This is a genomic window from Pseudorhodoplanes sp. (assembly GCF_035565855.1).
Lineage (GTDB): Bacteria > Pseudomonadota > Alphaproteobacteria > Rhizobiales > Xanthobacteraceae > Pseudorhodoplanes.
In genome coordinates this window covers 1-14,774 of record NZ_DATMRX010000250.1, presented here as the reverse complement: position 1 = coordinate 14,774, position 14,774 = coordinate 1, and the positions used below count along the sequence as shown (strand labels likewise).

Here is a 14,774-nt window from a genome sequence, read left to right as displayed (position 1 = left end):
GCTATGCCGGCCCCTGGTCCGACGCGTCGAAGCTGCGGGTCAGTCCGCAGGAACTCCATGGTCCAACAAGTCAATTCCAGCATGCACCAAGCCGTCCGGGCTGCGGCCAGCGATCCCCGCACCCGCAGGCGCGCTGGTGGCAACGGAACGTCCAGGCACGAGGAATCCTGACCCGCAAGATATATCACGGCATCTTGCGGCACCTGCAAGGCCAGGCCGGGGCCCGGAAACAAAAAGGCCCGGCTTTCGCCGGGCCTTTTGAGCAGATCGCCTCTATTCCTCTTCTTCCGGCTGGGCCTCGGGGGGCGTCAGCCCTTCCAGACCCTTCAGCAACTCCTCCTCGCTCATGTGTTCCATGGCGACGTCGGTGTCGTCGGCATCCACCGAACCGGAGGTTCCGATCAGCGGAGCCTCGGGTTCGGGTTCGTCGACTTCGACATACTTCTGGAGGGAGTGGATCAGGTCTTCCTTCAGGTCGCCGGGGGAGATCGTCGTTTCCGCGATCTCGCGCAGCGCCACGACGGGGTTCTTGTCATTGTCGCGATCGACGGTGATCTGAGCGCCCGACGAGACCATGCGGGCCCGGTGACTCGCGAGAAGGACGAGTTCGAAGCGGTTCTCAACCTTGTCGATACAATCTTCGACGGTGACACGTGCCATGGGCTTGTCACTCCTTAAACGGGCTTATCAAACGGGAATTGTTCGCGTTGGTACCTGCGGACCTGCAAAATCGCAAGAAATAAATTACTCTCGACTGTCTCGTGGTTTTCACTTGGAGCCGCAGCCCAACCTTGATAACGACCGCGGAACAAAGCCCGCGTTCGGCTATTGCATCGAAACTGACAAATTTCGTGATCGACTCGTCAAATTTCGCCGATCTGCAAGCGCTTCGTACCGTCTCCGCCAGTCTGCCTCGGGCAGCCATAAAAGCTCTGCGGTCATTGTGAAACACCCGCGCTGACATCGTTAACGAAAGATGCTGCCATCCCGGCAGAACAAGAAACAAGAAGGACAAGAACCCACAATGGGATCGAATCTTGAAAAGACTGCGCTTTTCATCGATGGCGCCAACCTTTACGCCACCGCAAAATCTCTTGGCTTTGATATCGATTACAAGCGTCTGCTGCGCGAGTTTCAGTCGCGCGGCTATTTGCTGCGCGCGTTCTATTACACCGCGATCATCGAGGATCAGGAATATTCCTCGATCCGTCCGCTGATCGATTGGCTCGACTACAACGGCTACACGGTCGTCACCAAGGCGACCAAGGAATTCGTCGATCAGACCGGCCGTCGCAAGGTCAAGGGCAACATGGACATCGAACTCGCGGTCGATGCCATGGAACTTGCAGGCCATATCGACCACATGGTGCTGTTCTCAGGCGACGGCGATTTCCGCAGCCTGATCGAAGCGATGCAACGCCGCGGCGTTCGCGTGACCGTGGTGTCCACCATGTCCTCGCAGCCTCCCATGGTCGCCGACGAACTCCGCCGCCAGGCTGACGAATTCATCGACATCGTCGCCCTGCAGAGCAAGATCGGTCGCGATCCCTCGGAGCGCCCTGCCCGCGAGCCGCGGGAGCCCCGTCAGCATACGCCGCAGTTTTTGCAGCGGCCGACGCAACGCGCGACGATCGGCCCCGATGGCGACGACTTCGAGGACTGAGAATCCGGCCTTCATTCGGGACAGTGGCAAGCCGGGACGCGACTGCCCGCTTTGCCCGCGGCTGGTTGGATTCCGCACGCAGTGGCGGGACCGCGAACCTGGCTGGTTCAATGCGCCGGTCAGTTCGTTCGGCCCGCTCTCGGCACGGCTGCTGATTGTCGGACTTGCCCCCGGATTGCAGGGCGCCAACCGGACCGGACGGCCCTTCACCGGCGATTATGCCGGCGACCTTCTGTATGGGACTCTGAAGGAGTTCGGATTCGCGCGCGGTCAATTCGAGGCGCGCGTCGATGACACGCTCGAGCTCGTCGATGCGCGCGTGACCAACGCGGTGCGCTGTGTGCCGCCGGAGAACAAGCCGACCCCGGCCGAGATCAACACCTGCAGGACGTTTCTTGCAGCGACGATCGCGGAGATGAGCGAGCTGCGGGCTATCGTCGCATTGGGCCGCATCGCGCATGACGCGGTCGTCACCGCGCTCGGCATGCGAAAGTCGGCGGTGAAATTCGGTCATGGCCTGAGCTGCGACATCGGCCATGTCAGGCTGTTCGATAGCTATCACTGCTCGCGCTACAACACGAATACCGGCGTGCTGACGCCGCAGATGTTCAGCGCGGTGTTTGCCGATGTGCGCGCTCTGATCGATCGCGAAGGCGCGACAATGCCAGCGCCCGAAAGGTCGGATGCGATCTAGTCGCGACCGAGCCTGTGCCGGCGCGGCTGCACGAGGATTCGAAATCCCCCCGACGGCACCATCTCGAAGGAAATTCCTTCATCGCGCAGAACGCCCTCGATCGCGACCGCGGTCGAACGGCGCACATCCACGCCGGCCTGCTCCAGCCTGTTGATCGAGCGCTGGGTGACCCCCACACGCTGTCCGAGCTCGGCCTGGCTCCAGCCGAGCAGCGCGCGAGCGGCACGAACTTTGGCGGCGAATTCGCGGCGTTCTTCATTCATCGCGGCGATGTTCGGCACCACAGAAAATTTTTTGCGTCGGTTGCCGCCGATCATTGTTGCTCCAGGGGGATGTCATAGTTTGCGACAAATTCGGCACCAAAAGCGACGCGCATTTCGTCACACACGACAAAGTTGTCGTCTAAAATATCCTTTGAATTACAATGGCTTGACGATGAAATGTCATCTGTAGTGACATCTACTTCATCAGAGTTGTCGTGCAGAGTGTCATGCCCAAAGTCACCCTCACCAAGCCCTTCATCGAACGCGCAACGTGCGATCCCGACAAAGCCAAGGTTGACTATTTCGACACCGAGCAGCGCGGCTTCATGCTCGAAGTCCGTCGCTCGGGCGGGAAGACTTTCTACCAGCGCTATACCGACGAGCGGGGCCGCGAGCGGCAGTACAAGATCGGTCCCGCGGACGCGCTCACGCTCGACCAGGCCCGCAAGAAGGCGCGCGTCATTCTCGCGCAGGCGCTGCTCGGCGCCGATCCACAGGCGAGGCGCCGGGAATTGCGTGAGATTCCAACGCTTTCCGAGCTGGTCCGCGACCGATATCTGCCGCACGTCAAAGCTTACAAGAGGAGCTGGCGCACCGACGAGACGGTGTTTCGCGTGCATATCCTGCCGGTGCTCGGCTCGCGTCCGATGGACGAGATCACCGGAGACGCAATCGCCGACCTGATCCAGCGGATGCGCGACAAGGGTTACGCGAGCGGCACCACCAACCGGGTGCTGATCCTGATGCGCTTCATCTTCAACCTGGCGCGGAAATGGAAGATTCCGGGCGTGCGCGACAACCCGACCTACGGGTTGAACACGGCGCCCGATGTCCAGCGCGACCGCTTCCTGACGCCCGAAGAAACCAAGCGGCTGATCGCCTCGATCAATGTCGACGAGAACCGCACCGCTGCGCAGACCATCATGCTGCTGCTGCTCACCGGCGCGCGCCGCAACGAAGTGTCCCATGCCAAATGGGAGTATGTGGACTGGGAGCGGCGCACCCTTCTGGTGCCGGTGTCCAAGACCGGAAAGCCGCGCGCAATCGCGCTCAACGGCCGCGCCATGGCGTTGCTGCGCTCGATCCCGCGCCAGGGGGATAATCCTTACATCTTCCCCTCGCCCGTGACCGGCAAGCCCAGCCCCTCGCTCCACTTTCCATGGACGCGGATCAAGCAGCGCGCGATCCTTGACGATCTGCGGTTGCACGATCTGCGTCACTCGTTCGCGAGCTTCCTCGTGAACGAAGGCGTATCGCTCTACGTCGTTCAGGGCCTGCTCGGACACACCCAGCCACGAACGACGCAACGCTACGCACATCTCGCGCAGGAAACGCTCAACCAGGCCGCCGAAGTCGCCGCCACGGTGATCGCAAGCTCGGCGGATCCGGGCTCCCCTGCCCCGTCGGCAAACCTCAACACCGTTCCAGCGAGCGGCGTCGCTTCCTGACGCCGCGTCCCGCCGGCCGGACAACCTCGGCCGTCCGTTTCGACTCGTCTTCCGACCGGTTGTTGCGCCGTTAGCGCCCGCCCTTCCATCGCAGCGCGAATTTTCCCGCTCGCACGCGTGTTGCACGCATGCGGCAATATCGCCGTTTGCCAATCTGACAATCGCTGACGCAGCTTGCGCGGGTCGCCCCGTGTTCGCACGCGCGCGCGCGGCGTCACCGGTGCAGCAATCCGCGGGGCGCGCTGCATCGCTGCATGAAGACGACCTTCCTAGGCTATCCCTAGAGCGGCCGAGGGGCGCGCGGCCGCGCAACGTGCCTGCCTGCGACGATATGACCGCAGGAATAAAAGCAAATCCGGCTCTGGTCGTGCGCTCCGGCACCCAGTCCATCCCCTGTCCGGCCGCTGGGATTCGGCTGTAAAACGACAGCCGGATCGACAGCTTAGTGGTTGATTCCACTCAACAATCAGGGCCGGACAGGAGGAGATCAGTTGAATACGTGAAGATCTGCAGCCTGTACGGCGTCGGCTATTATTATATCCCAGGCACCGATACTTGCATCAAGATCGGCGGCTATGTCCGTTACGAAGCCTACCACAACGAGACCGGCGGCCATTATGCCGACCGCATCCCGAGCGCAGGCGACGGCACCTTCACCCGCAACGCCAGCACCTTCGGCATGCAGGCCCGCTTCCGCATGACGGCGGACGTGCGCACGCAGACCGAATACGGCACCCTGCGGTCCTACTTCGCCTTCGGCGTCAACGCGCTGAACGTCGGCGGAACGTCTGGCGGTGCGGTGGCTACGACGCTGTCGATGGAACGTGCCTTCATCCAGTTCGCCGGCTTCACCATCGGCCGGTCGGATACGTTCTTCGCCTTCTATAACGGCGCCGCCTACGGCCTCGTCCCGATGTTCCTTGACGGCTCCTCGGGTCCGGCGGGTCATAACGTGTTCGCCTATACTTGGCAGTTCGGCAACGGTCTGTCGGCCTCGCTCTCGCTGGAAGACTCCGGCGCGCGGACCAAGCCAGTCGTTGATCTCAACCAAATGGATCTGTTCACCACCTCAACCGATCGCGCCGGAAACTTCGTTCCCGACATCGTCGGTAACCTGCGCGTCGATCAGGCTTGGGGTTCTGCTCAGATCATGGGCGGTCTCTCGGCGGTTCGGGCGAACTACTACACCAACAACCCGACGGCCTCCTGCAATGTCCCTGCTGTAACCGGCAACACCACCGACTGCTTCCATCCTGGTGATGAATGGGGCTGGGGCGTCGGCGGCGGCCTGACCCTGAAGATGCCTTGGGATGCCAAGGACACTCTGTCGGGCGTGATCGCCTACGCGAAGGGCGCGACCGGCTTGGTGGCCCATGCCAACGGCCAGAACTTCGTCCATAAGGGCGACGGCCTCGGCAACGGCGCGCTGACCGATGCGGTGTTCGCCAATCCGGGTCAGATCAAGGGCTACGGCGGTGGTCTCGAGCTGACGGAAGCCTGGGGCGGTACGGTTGCTTTCGAGCATTACTGGACCCCGAGCCTGCGCACCTCCTGGGTGTTCGGCTACTTGTCGGTTGAATACACCGATACGGCAAAGCAGCTGATCGCTTCCGGCCAGTGCGTTGGTGCGGGTCAGCGCTTCAAGGGAGCCACGGTCACCAACTGCGATCCGGACTACTCGCTGTGGCGCCTTGCGTCCCGCACGATGTGGAACCCGGTTGCCAACCTCGATATCGGCGTCGAAGTTGCCTACAACAAGATCGACACCGCCTTCGCTGGCTCGGCCTTCCTGAACGGCTCTCCGACCGGCTATGCGCCGGGTCTTGCTCCCGGCAAGTACTCGATCGAAGACCAGAGCTACTGGTCGGGTGCGATCCGCGTGCAGCGCAGCTTCTGGCCGTGATCTGACGATCATTGCCTGATCTGAACGAACCCCCGGCCGAAAGGCCGGGGGTTTCGCTTTGCGACGTGTCGTGAAGTCCGGGAGCCGCCGCTTCACAGTTGGACGTTAGACAGACGAGCGCGCGTCTCCGTCACTTCCGTGTGACCGACCTCATTCGCATCACGAAACCTTATAAGCTGCGAACCGTAATCAAAGACGGCTACGCAGCCGCGATGACACCGGCGCGGACCGGGCCGGGCACCAAACGCGCGAATGAGGAGACCGCAATGAACCGACGCCAAAGTCTGAGACTGATCGCCGGCGCCGTGGGCGCCATCGCCGCAGGCGGCCTCTCGCGATCGGTCGCGTTCGCGCAAACAGCGCCGGCTCAGCCCGCGGGTCCGTTCAAGCTGCCGCCGCTTGGCTATGCCTTCTCGGCGCTCGAGCCTCACATCGACGCTCAGACCATGGAGATCCACCATGATCGTCACCACGCCGCATATGTGAACAACGCCAACCAGCTCGCCGCGCGCTGGCCGGAGCTCGGCAAGATGCCGATCGAACAGATCCTCTCCGACCTGAGCAAGGTCCCGGACGCCATCCGGACCGGCGTTCGCAACAATGTCGGCGGCGACTGGAATCACACCTTCTTCTGGGAATTGATGACGCCCGGCGGCGCCAGGGAGCCGTCCGGCGATCTGAAAGCCGCCATCGACAGCGCGTTCGGCGGCACCAAGGAGATGATGGACAAGGTCAATGCCGCGGGCGGTGGTCGTTTCGGCTCGGGCTGGGCATGGCTCGTGGTCGACAAGGACAAGAAGCTCGACGTCATCAGCACGGCGAACCAGGACACGCCGCTCGAACTTGGAGCCAAGCCAGTCCTGGGGGTCGATGTCTGGGAGCACGCTTATTATCTGAAGTATCAGAATCGCCGCGCCGATTACCTCAAAGCCTGGTGGAATACCGTCAACTGGGACAAGGCCGCGGCGAACTACAAGACCGCCAAAGGCTGATCAGATGCAGCCGCTCGTCCCCAATTGGGCGGCACATCCCTGACCCGCGGACGCTGACCGGCGCCGCGGGTCATCGCCAGCATCGTAGGGTCAGCCCTTCGCGCGCAGCAGGCGGCCGCGCTCCCGATCCCAGCTTCGCTTTTTCAACGTGTCGCGCTTGTCGTGCAGCTTCTTGCCGCGTGCCAGCGCAATCTCGATTTTCGCGCGGCCCTTGGGGTTGAAATAAAGCTTGAGGGGCACGACGGTGAAGCCCTGCCGTTCGACCGCGCCGATCAGCTTGTTGATCTGGCGCTTGTGCAGCAGCAATTTGCGCGGACGTTTCGGGGCGTGATTGTCGCGCCCGGCCTGCTGATATTCGGGGATCGTCGCGTTGATGAGCCAGATCTCGCCGTCGCGCGCATCGGCGTAGGATTCCGCGATGGTGGCCTTGCCGGCGCGCAGCGACTTCACCTCGCTGCCGGTCAGCGCAAGGCCCGCTTCCAGCGTCTCGCCGACTTCGTAATTGAAACGCGCCTTGCGGTTGTCGGCGACCACCTTCAGCGGGCGCTCTTTCGCGACTGCCATCCAGATATCGGCCTAGTTCAACAGGCCGGCATGCACCATGGCGTCGCGGATTGCGGCCTTGGTGCCGGCTGTCACCGGCAGCAGCGGAAGCCGCACTTCCTCGTTGCCGCGGCCGAGCAGCGACAATCCGCATTTCGCGCCGGCGAGGCCCGGCTCCATGAAGATCGCGTGGTGCAGCGGCACGAGACGGTCCTGCACCTTCAGGCCTTCGCTGTAATTGCCGGCCAGGGTGAGTTCCTGGAGCTGCTTGCACAAGGCGGGCGCGACATTGGACACCACGGAAATGCAGCCGTGACCGCCGGCGGCGTTGAAGGCCAGCGCTGTCATGTCCTCGCCCGAAAGCTGGATGAAGTCATCGCCCATCGCCTGGCGTTGCAGCGAGACCCGCGCGAGATTGCCGGTCGCATCCTTGACGCCGGCGATGTTCTTGAGTTCGAACAGGCGCTTCATGGTGTCGACCGACATGTCGACCACCGAACGCGGCGGGATGTTGTAGATGATGATCGGGATCCCGATCGCGTCATTGATCGCCGTGAAGTGGCGGATCATGCCTTCCTGTGTCGGCTTGTTGTAATAGGGCGTGACCACGAGGACCGCGTCAGCGCCAGCGGCCTCGGCATGCCGCGCCAGCGCCACCGCTTCCGATGTCGCATTGGAGCCCGCGCCCGCGATCACCGGCACCCGGCCGCGCGCCTGATCGACGCACCATTCTACGACCTTGTGATGTTCCTCATGGGACAGGGTCGGGCTTTCCCCCGTGGTCCCGCAGGGGACGAGGCCGTCGGTCCCTTCGGCGATCTGCCACTCGACCAGATCGCGAAAGGCCTGTTCGTCGAGCGCACCGTCGCGAAACGGAGTCACGAGAGCGGTAAAGGATCCCCGGAACTTCCCGTTTGCTGTCATTTCTCCACTCCGGCCTTCGTATTTCCGAATTAACCCCGACTGTCGCGAGCGCCCGGCGCGACCGGTCCGAGGGATCAATAGCCGGTCAGCCGGGGGCGTTAAAGCGAATGTTCTTGAAGAAACGCACATACGGCGGTGATCCCCGCCGCGCCGCGGTCTCGCCGCTTTCCGATGGCAGGGAGCTGTTGCGGTACGGTAAACGGTTCCTCAGCTTATTCGGGGCAATAGCAGAGTCGCACCATCCGATTCGGTAGGCGGGGGTTTCGATTTTGACACGCAAATGCTCTTTCCCGGCCGCGATGGTCGGACTCGCCGCGCTGCTGGCCGCAGCGGCTGCCGTTCAGGCCGCACCCGAGGCGAAATCGGGTGGCAGCGAGGCCAGCTCTCAGTCGCAAAAGGCTGCCGACAAGAAGGCGGCCAAAAAGGCTGATCAGAAGAAGGCCGATCAGAAGAAAGCTGCTGATCAGAAGGCTGCGGATCAGAAGAGCACAAAAGGCGCGCAGAAGAAGTCGACCGGCGCAAGCAAGGCGCCCGCCAAGAAGGCTGCATCGAAATCGGCCGGCGCCGCAAAGCCGAGCGCGGCCAATGTCCCCCTGCCGAAGCGCCGTCCGGCCGAGAGCGCGACCGCTGTGGGCGCATTTCCGACACCGATCGGAACCGCCCCGATTCTCCCGGCGACCCTGACTGGTCCGCAGCGAGCAGCGCCGGCAGCGCCCGTTGCCGCCGCGCCTCAGCGTGAAGCGTCGCTGCAATCGCCGGCAACGCAGATCCCGGTCGCGCTTGCGCCGGCAGCTCCGACTTCAGCCGACACCCTCGCCGCGGTCAAAAAGGCGATCGAACTGACGCGCAAGGGCCGAAACAGTGAGGCGACCGCCGTGGCCGCGACCACGACCGATCCTGTCGCCACGAAGCTGATCGAATGGGTGGTGTTGCGCGCCGAGACCGACGATTTCGACTTCCAGCGCTATGCCGGCTTTGCCGCCGAGAATCCCGGCTGGCCCAACATCAATCAATTTCGCCGCAAGGCCGAAGCCGCGCTCTACCAGAACAGCATCAACGATGCGGTCGCTCGCCGCTATTTCGCGGTGAACCCGCCGCTCACCGCGAAAGGCAAGCTCGTCTTCGCGCGGTCATTGCTCGATCAGGGCGATCGCGCGAAGGCGCAGCAGCTCGTCCGCGATACCTGGCGCAACGATTCCCTGACTGCCGACATGGAGCGCCAGGTGCTCGACGCCTTCGGCTCCCTTCTATCGGGCGGCGATCACAAGGCGCGCATGGACCGGCGGCTCTACGCCGACGACGAAGGCGCGGCGCTTCGCGCGGCGCAGCGCCTCGGGGCCACGCAGGTTGCCATCGCGCGCGCCTATGTGGCGGTCGGCGACAAGTCCGCGAAAGCCAAGGCGGCGCTCGAGGCGGTCCCGGCCGAAGCGCGCAACGATCCGGCCTATCTGTTGGCGCGCGCGCGTTTCCTGCGCCGTTCGGATCAGCTCGACGAGGCGGCGAAAACGATGCTCGCTGCGTCGACCGCAGCCAATGCGATCCACGATCCTGACGAATGGTGGGAAGAGCGGCGCCTGCTCGCGCGCAAGCTGCTCGATGCCGGCGAGGCGCGGCTGGCGTTCCGGATCGCCAGGGAGGCGGCGATGCCCGAGAAGGAAGGCGGGCGCGTCGAACAGCATTTCACCGCCGGCTGGATCGCGTTTCGCTTTCTGAACGATCCGGCAACCGCCAAGCCGCTTTTCGCGCGAACGATCCAGGTGGCGGAACACCCGGCGTCCCTGTCGCGCGGCTATTACTGGTACGCGCGGGCGTGCGAGGCGCTCGGCCAGAACGGCGAAGCCCGCAGCCACTACGAACGCGCCGCGCGTTTCTCGAGCACCTATTATGGCCAGATTGCGCATGCGCGTCTGGGCGGCTCCGAGCTGCGCCTGCCGCCACCGCCGCCGGCGCATCCGCAGGCCCAACGGCTCGAGATCGTGCGGGCGATGGAAATCCTTTACGCGATCGACGAACGCGACCTCGTCGCCTCCGCAGCTGCCGACATGGCGGATCGCGCGGTTGATCCGGCGGGGCTCGCGGCCGTCGCCGCTCTTGCCGAGCGCAAGGGGGACGCGCGCACGCTGGCGCTGCTCGGCCGCACCGCGGTCAGCCGTGGCCTGCCCTTCGAGCATTACGCTTACCCGGTCGCCGGGCTGCCGCGCGTTTCGCATGTCGAGCCGCATGTGGCTTATGCGATCGCGCGCCAGGAGAGCGGATTCAATCCCAAGGCGCGATCGAGCGCTAATGCCCAAGGCCTGATGCAGGTCCTGCCGACGACAGCGAAACTGGTCGCCAAGCGCCTCGGCATCGCCTTCGACGCCAAGAAGCTCTATGACCCGGTCTATAACGTTCAGATCGGCGCGGCCGAGCTTGGCCACGCGATCCAGAATTATCGCGGCTCCTATATCCTGACCTTCGTCGCCTACAATGCCGGCCCCGGCCGCGTCCGCGAATGGATCGAACGCTTCGGCGATCCGCGCGACCCGAAGATCGATCCGATCGATTGGGTGGAGCGCATCCCGTTTTCCGAGACGCGCAATTACGTGCAACGGGTCATGGAGAACATGCAGGTCTATCGTGTCCGCTTCGGCGCCTCGCAAAAGCTGATGATCGAAGCCGACCTGCGACGGGGCACCGCCGAGAACTAAGCGTTCCGAGGTTTGCCGGGACCGGAAGTCTCCCGCTACACTTTGGGAATGCCTGTCCTGGCCGCCGCCGCCGAAAGCCTCTCCATCGCCGCGCCGGACGGCCTGCAATTGCATGTGCGTCGCTACCGGCCGGCTGCGGAAGCCGGCCTGTTGCCGGTCCTCTGCCTGCCGGGGCTGACCCGCAACGAGGCGGATTTCGAGCCAATCGCGCGTCATCTTGCGGGCGATGCACGGTATCCCCGAACCGTATTCGCCATGGATTTACGCGGCCGCGGTCGCTCGGCCTACGATCCGGATTGGCGCAACTACAACCCAGCCATCGAACTCGCCGACGTGATCGCGGTCGTGGCGGCGCTCGGAATCGAGCGCGCTATCTTCCTTGGAACATCCCGGGGCGGCATCCTGACGATGCTGATGGCTGCGGCGCAGCCCGCCGCGATCGCAGGGGCGATTCTCAACGATATCGGGCCGCTGATCGAGCGCGATGGCCTGATGCGCATCAAGTCCTATGCCGGCCGAATCCCGGTTCCGAAGAACATGACCGAGGCTGCGGAGATCGTGCGGGATCTGTTCGGCGCGCAATTCCCGAACCTGACCATGGCCGATTGGCGGGCCTGGGCCGATCGCAGCTGGCGGGAAGGCGCCGACGGCCTTGTCGCGCGGTACGATCAGCGGATCGGCGAAACGCTCAACGACCTCACCCCGGATCAGCCAATCCCGGACCTGTGGCCGCAATTCGATTCGCTGCCGCAGGTGCCGCTGATGGTCATCCGCGGCGGTCTGTCCGACATTCTGTCCGCGGAAACGGTAGCCGAAATGTGCAGCCGACGGCCCGGCCTCGAGGTTCTCGACGTTGCGGATCAGGGGCACCCGCCGCTCCTGGCGGAGCCGCGGGTGTTAGCCGCGATCTCGGACTTTGTCCTGCGCTGCGACCACGCTGCCGGCCATAGGATTTAATCGCCGTATCAAACCGGTCTGCGACGTCGCGGGTCCGGCTTCAATCAAGCCATCCCGCAAAGCGAAACCCCCGGCCTTTCGGCCGGGGGTTCGTTCAGATCAGGCAATGATCGTCAGATCACGGCCAGAAGCTGCGCTGCACGCGGATCGCACCCGACCAGTAGCTCTGGTCTTCGACAGCGTAGACGCCGGGAGCGAGACCGTTTGCGCCAACCAACGAGGCGGCTCCACCGAAGGCGGTGTCGACCTTGTTGTAGGCCACTTCGACACCGATATCGAGGTTGGCAACCGGGTTCCACATCGTGCGGGACGCAAGGCGCCAGTACGAGTAGTCCGGATCGCAAGACGTGACCGCAGTGAAGCGCGAGCCGACGTCGCATGCGCCGCCCCGGGCAATCAGGGCCTTCGCGGTGTCACTGTATTCGGTCTTGATGTAACCGAACACCCATGAGGTCCGCAGGCTCGGCGTCCAGTAATGCTCGAAGGCAATCGTTCCGCCCCAAGCCTCGGTCAGCTCCAGTCCGCCATCATATCCGGCAATCACGCCGGGATTAGCGAACACCGCGTCAGTCATGACGCCCGTAGCAACGCCTTGCTTGTGAACGAAGTTCTGACCGTTGGCATGGGTCACGAAGCCCGTCGCACCCTTGGCATAGGCGATGACGCCCGACAGCGTGTCCTTGGCATCCCAAGGCATCTTCAGGGTCAAGCCTGCACCAACGCCCCAGCCCCATTTGTCGCTGTTATGGCCGCAGGACGTGTCGTTGCCGAGGCAGGCACCAGCAGGAGCCCCAGCGAAGTACTGGGACGACACCTGGGCCAAGCCGCCCATGATCTGGGCTGAACCCCAAGCCTGATCGACGCGCAGGTTACCGACGATGTCCGGAACCTTCGTGCCGCTACGATCAGACACGCCGCTGAACAGATCGGTGGCGCTGAGATCGACCACCGGCTTGATCCGTGCGGCCGAGTCTTCGGCAGAGAGCGAGGCCGACAGGCCGTTGCCGAACTGCCAGGTATAGGCGAACACGTTGTGACCCGCCGGACCCGAGGAGCCGTCCGTGAACATCGGGACGAGGCCGTAGGCAGCGCCGTTATAGAAGGCGAAGAACGTATCCGACCGGCCGATGGTGAAGCCGGCGAACTGGATGAAGGCGCGCTCCATCGCGACCGCGTTGGTCGTCAGGTTGGCGCCCTGGGTCGAGCCCATGTTGAGGGCGTTAACACCGAAGGCGAAGTAGGCGCGCAGCGTGCCGTATTCGGTCTGCGTGCGAATGTCGCCGGTCAGGCGGAAGCGGGCCTGCATGCCGAAGGTGTTGCTTCCGCGGGTGAAATACCCGGCGGGGAAACCACCCGGCGTACGGTCTGCGTAATGGCCGCCGACTTCGTTGTGATACGACTCAAAACGGACATAGCCGCCGATCTTGATGCAGGTGTCGGTACCCGGAATGTAATAGTAGCCGACGCCATACAGGCTACAGATCTTCACGTATTCGACCGCTTTGGCCTTTACGGGAAGATCGGCCGCCTGCGCCCCAGCAACTGCCATAAGTCCGGCAGCGGAGCCGAGGAGAAGGCTTTTCACCATCTTCATGTTGAACCTCCAAGTTTGCTTTAGGGAGGGTTCAGACTCCGCTGGGTGATTTCACCCTAAGAGGTTCCCCTATTCCCCGCGAACTGCTTGGCTCTCCTTCGAATTCCCCCGAGAGATAGCCGAGCAGCACGACTTGGGGACGCCCCCTCCGTCGCGAGGTTGAGATTACCCGACGTTCCTTGCCGCGCAATCTGCAAACGCCTCATGCACAGGCAGTTTCGATTGTTTTCAAGGCCGTGTTGCACAAATGGCACGCAGTCGAAGGCTGGCCCTGGAACCCTTAAAACTGCCTTTAAGGTATTGATTCTATTAAATTTTAACATCGCGCGGGACGCGACCCCGTCCTCGGCTTCCGGGGACGTTGCGCGACGCGCCCGCCCAGGGAACCCCCTCGGGGGTTCCTTCGAAGCCGTCGAAAAGGGTGAGAAGAGAGAGAATCGGCCGCTGGCGGAGACGGAGGGATTCGAACCCTCGATACGCCTTGAGAGCGTATAACGGTTTAGCAAACCGCCGCCTTCAGCCACTCGGCCACGTCTCCAGCCCCCCGGATATGCCCAAGACTGGTGCCCCAGGCAACCGGGAACCGCTCCGTGCGGCCGAATCCTTGCGAAAGAGCGTCAATATTCTCGCGGAAGACCGTCAGTGCGCGGTCAACCAGTCCCGCGCGGCGCGCTGAGCCGCGGCGATCTCCGCAGCCGACATGCTCGCGGCGATTTCCTGCCGCAACCGAATGGCGTCCTGGCTGCCTTTCAGCGCAGCGATATTGAACCACTTATGGGCCGCGACGAGATCCGTCGGAACCGAATTGCCGACGGAATAGCGCATGCCGAGCTCATAGAAGAGATCGGCCGCGACGGGCCCCTCCCCCAACGCAACCATTTCCGGCGCATTCAATTCAAAGCGAGCCATGATTTTCCCCTGTCATCATCTCTTCCGCCTGTGCCGGCGGATGTGACGTCCCCCAATCGGACGACGCGATGATGTCGCGGAAAATTTGAATAGCGGTTTAAACGTCGCGATGAATCGAGCGTTAAGCGCGCACGCGAATCGATGGCGCGATATCGCAAAAATGCCGGAAAAATCGATGTTTCTGCGATGCCGGTTAC

General features: G+C 63.2%; 14 protein-coding genes and 1 tRNA gene. 7 read left to right on the top strand and 8 right to left on the bottom strand.

The genetic code is table 11. The features are described 5' to 3' along the window. Positions 1-273 precede the first annotated feature (273 nt). On the bottom strand, positions 274-660 hold the full coding sequence (gene rpoZ / locus VN004_RS14100) for a DNA-directed RNA polymerase subunit omega (RefSeq protein WP_325611148.1): 387 nt from the start codon (positions 658-660) through the stop codon (positions 274-276). A gap of 364 nt (positions 661-1,024) precedes the next feature. Here rpoZ and VN004_RS14095 point away from each other — a divergent pair, with 364 nt between their 5' ends. Continuing rightward, complete coding sequence (locus VN004_RS14095; protein ID WP_325611146.1) at positions 1,025-1,663, top strand: NYN domain-containing protein; 639 nt, start codon at positions 1,025-1,027, stop codon at positions 1,661-1,663. Beyond that, positions 1,641-2,357 carry a uracil-DNA glycosylase gene (locus VN004_RS14090; RefSeq protein WP_325611144.1) on the top strand — a complete coding sequence of 239 codons (717 nt, stop codon included), beginning with the start codon at positions 1,641-1,643 and terminating at the stop codon, positions 2,355-2,357. Before VN004_RS14095 ends, VN004_RS14090 begins: the two co-directional genes overlap by 23 nt. Here the strand turns inward: VN004_RS14090 and VN004_RS14085 are convergent. After that, complete coding sequence (locus VN004_RS14085) at positions 2,354-2,638, bottom strand: helix-turn-helix transcriptional regulator (RefSeq protein ID WP_325611142.1); 285 nt, start codon at positions 2,636-2,638, stop codon at positions 2,354-2,356. The genes VN004_RS14090 and VN004_RS14085 overlap by 4 nt on opposite strands. 209 nt (positions 2,639-2,847) lie before the next feature. Between VN004_RS14085 and VN004_RS14080 the strand changes: the two genes are divergently transcribed. The 3 genes from VN004_RS14080 to VN004_RS14070 all read left to right on the top strand — a co-directional run bounded on the left by VN004_RS14080 (position 2,848) and on the right by VN004_RS14070 (position 6,963). Continuing rightward, positions 2,848-4,068 carry a tyrosine-type recombinase/integrase gene (locus VN004_RS14080; protein ID WP_325611138.1) on the top strand — a complete coding sequence of 407 codons (1,221 nt, stop codon included), beginning with the start codon at positions 2,848-2,850 and terminating at the stop codon, positions 4,066-4,068. Positions 4,069-4,567: 499 nt separating this feature from the next. After that, positions 4,568-5,971, top strand: a complete 1,404-nt coding sequence (locus VN004_RS14075) for a porin (protein ID WP_325611136.1) — start codon at positions 4,568-4,570, stop codon at positions 5,969-5,971. A gap of 266 nt (positions 5,972-6,237) precedes the next feature. Continuing rightward, complete coding sequence (locus VN004_RS14070; protein ID WP_325611134.1) at positions 6,238-6,963, top strand: superoxide dismutase; 726 nt, start codon at positions 6,238-6,240, stop codon at positions 6,961-6,963. Positions 6,964-7,053: 90 nt separating this feature from the next. Here the strand turns inward: VN004_RS14070 and smpB are convergent, their stop codons facing one another. Both smpB and dapA read right to left on the bottom strand, forming a co-directional pair. Continuing rightward, on the bottom strand, positions 7,054-7,527 hold the full coding sequence (gene smpB / locus VN004_RS14065) for an SsrA-binding protein SmpB (RefSeq protein ID WP_325611132.1): 474 nt from the start codon (positions 7,525-7,527) through the stop codon (positions 7,054-7,056). Positions 7,528-7,539: 12 nt separating this feature from the next. Next, entirely contained in the window at positions 7,540-8,430 is an 891-nt protein-coding gene (dapA, locus tag VN004_RS14060) for a 4-hydroxy-tetrahydrodipicolinate synthase (protein ID WP_325611129.1), read from the bottom strand. Positions 8,431-8,699: 269 nt separating this feature from the next. Here dapA and VN004_RS14055 point away from each other — a divergent pair, with 269 nt between their 5' ends. Together VN004_RS14055 and VN004_RS14050 are read left to right on the top strand one after the other, a co-directional pair. Continuing rightward, positions 8,700-11,117: a lytic transglycosylase domain-containing protein gene (locus VN004_RS14055; protein ID WP_325611126.1), complete on the top strand. Its 2,418-nt coding sequence runs from the start codon at positions 8,700-8,702 to the stop codon at positions 11,115-11,117. Between the two features lie 48 nt (positions 11,118-11,165). Then, entirely contained in the window at positions 11,166-12,074 is a 909-nt protein-coding gene (locus VN004_RS14050; RefSeq protein ID WP_325611122.1) for an alpha/beta hydrolase, read from the top strand. Between the two features lie 118 nt (positions 12,075-12,192). On the opposite strand, the gene VN004_RS14045 is transcribed toward VN004_RS14050, so the two are convergent. The 4 genes from VN004_RS14045 to VN004_RS14030 form a co-directional block, all read right to left on the bottom strand. Beyond that, a complete protein-coding gene (locus VN004_RS14045; protein WP_325611120.1) occupies positions 12,193-13,668 on the bottom strand; it encodes a porin in 1,476 nt (491 codons plus the stop codon). A 445-nt stretch (positions 13,669-14,113) separates the two neighbouring features. Continuing rightward, positions 14,114-14,206: transfer RNA gene (locus VN004_RS14040), tRNA-Ser, on the bottom strand. Between the two features lie 101 nt (positions 14,207-14,307). Then, positions 14,308-14,577, bottom strand: coding sequence for an SEL1-like repeat protein (locus VN004_RS14035; RefSeq protein WP_325611117.1), 270 nt, complete (start codon positions 14,575-14,577; stop codon positions 14,308-14,310). Then, a partial coding sequence (locus VN004_RS14030) for a hypothetical protein (protein WP_325611116.1) occupies positions 14,559-14,774 on the bottom strand: 216 nt, incomplete at its 5' end. The genes VN004_RS14035 and VN004_RS14030, both read right to left, overlap by 19 nt.

Coding starts and splice junctions, on each gene's coding strand:
- rpoZ (WP_325611148.1), bottom strand. CDS start 660: ATGGCACGTGTCACCGTCGAAGATTGTATCGACAAGGTTGAGAACCGC.
- VN004_RS14095 (WP_325611146.1), top strand. CDS start 1,025: ATGGGATCGAATCTTGAAAAGACTGCGCTTTTCATCGATGGCGCCAAC.
- VN004_RS14090 (WP_325611144.1), top strand. CDS start 1,641: ATGGCGACGACTTCGAGGACTGAGAATCCGGCCTTCATTCGGGACAGT.
- VN004_RS14080 (WP_325611138.1), top strand. CDS start 2,848: ATGCCCAAAGTCACCCTCACCAAGCCCTTCATCGAACGCGCAACGTGC.
- VN004_RS14070 (WP_325611134.1), top strand. CDS start 6,238: ATGAACCGACGCCAAAGTCTGAGACTGATCGCCGGCGCCGTGGGCGCC.
- smpB (WP_325611132.1), bottom strand. CDS start 7,527: ATGGCAGTCGCGAAAGAGCGCCCGCTGAAGGTGGTCGCCGACAACCGC.
- dapA (WP_325611129.1), bottom strand. CDS start 8,430: ATGACAGCAAACGGGAAGTTCCGGGGATCCTTTACCGCTCTCGTGACT.
- VN004_RS14050 (WP_325611122.1), top strand. CDS start 11,166: ATGCCTGTCCTGGCCGCCGCCGCCGAAAGCCTCTCCATCGCCGCGCCG.
- VN004_RS14045 (WP_325611120.1), bottom strand. CDS start 13,668: ATGAAGATGGTGAAAAGCCTTCTCCTCGGCTCCGCTGCCGGACTTATG.
- VN004_RS14035 (WP_325611117.1), bottom strand. CDS start 14,577: ATGGCTCGCTTTGAATTGAATGCGCCGGAAATGGTTGCGTTGGGGGAG.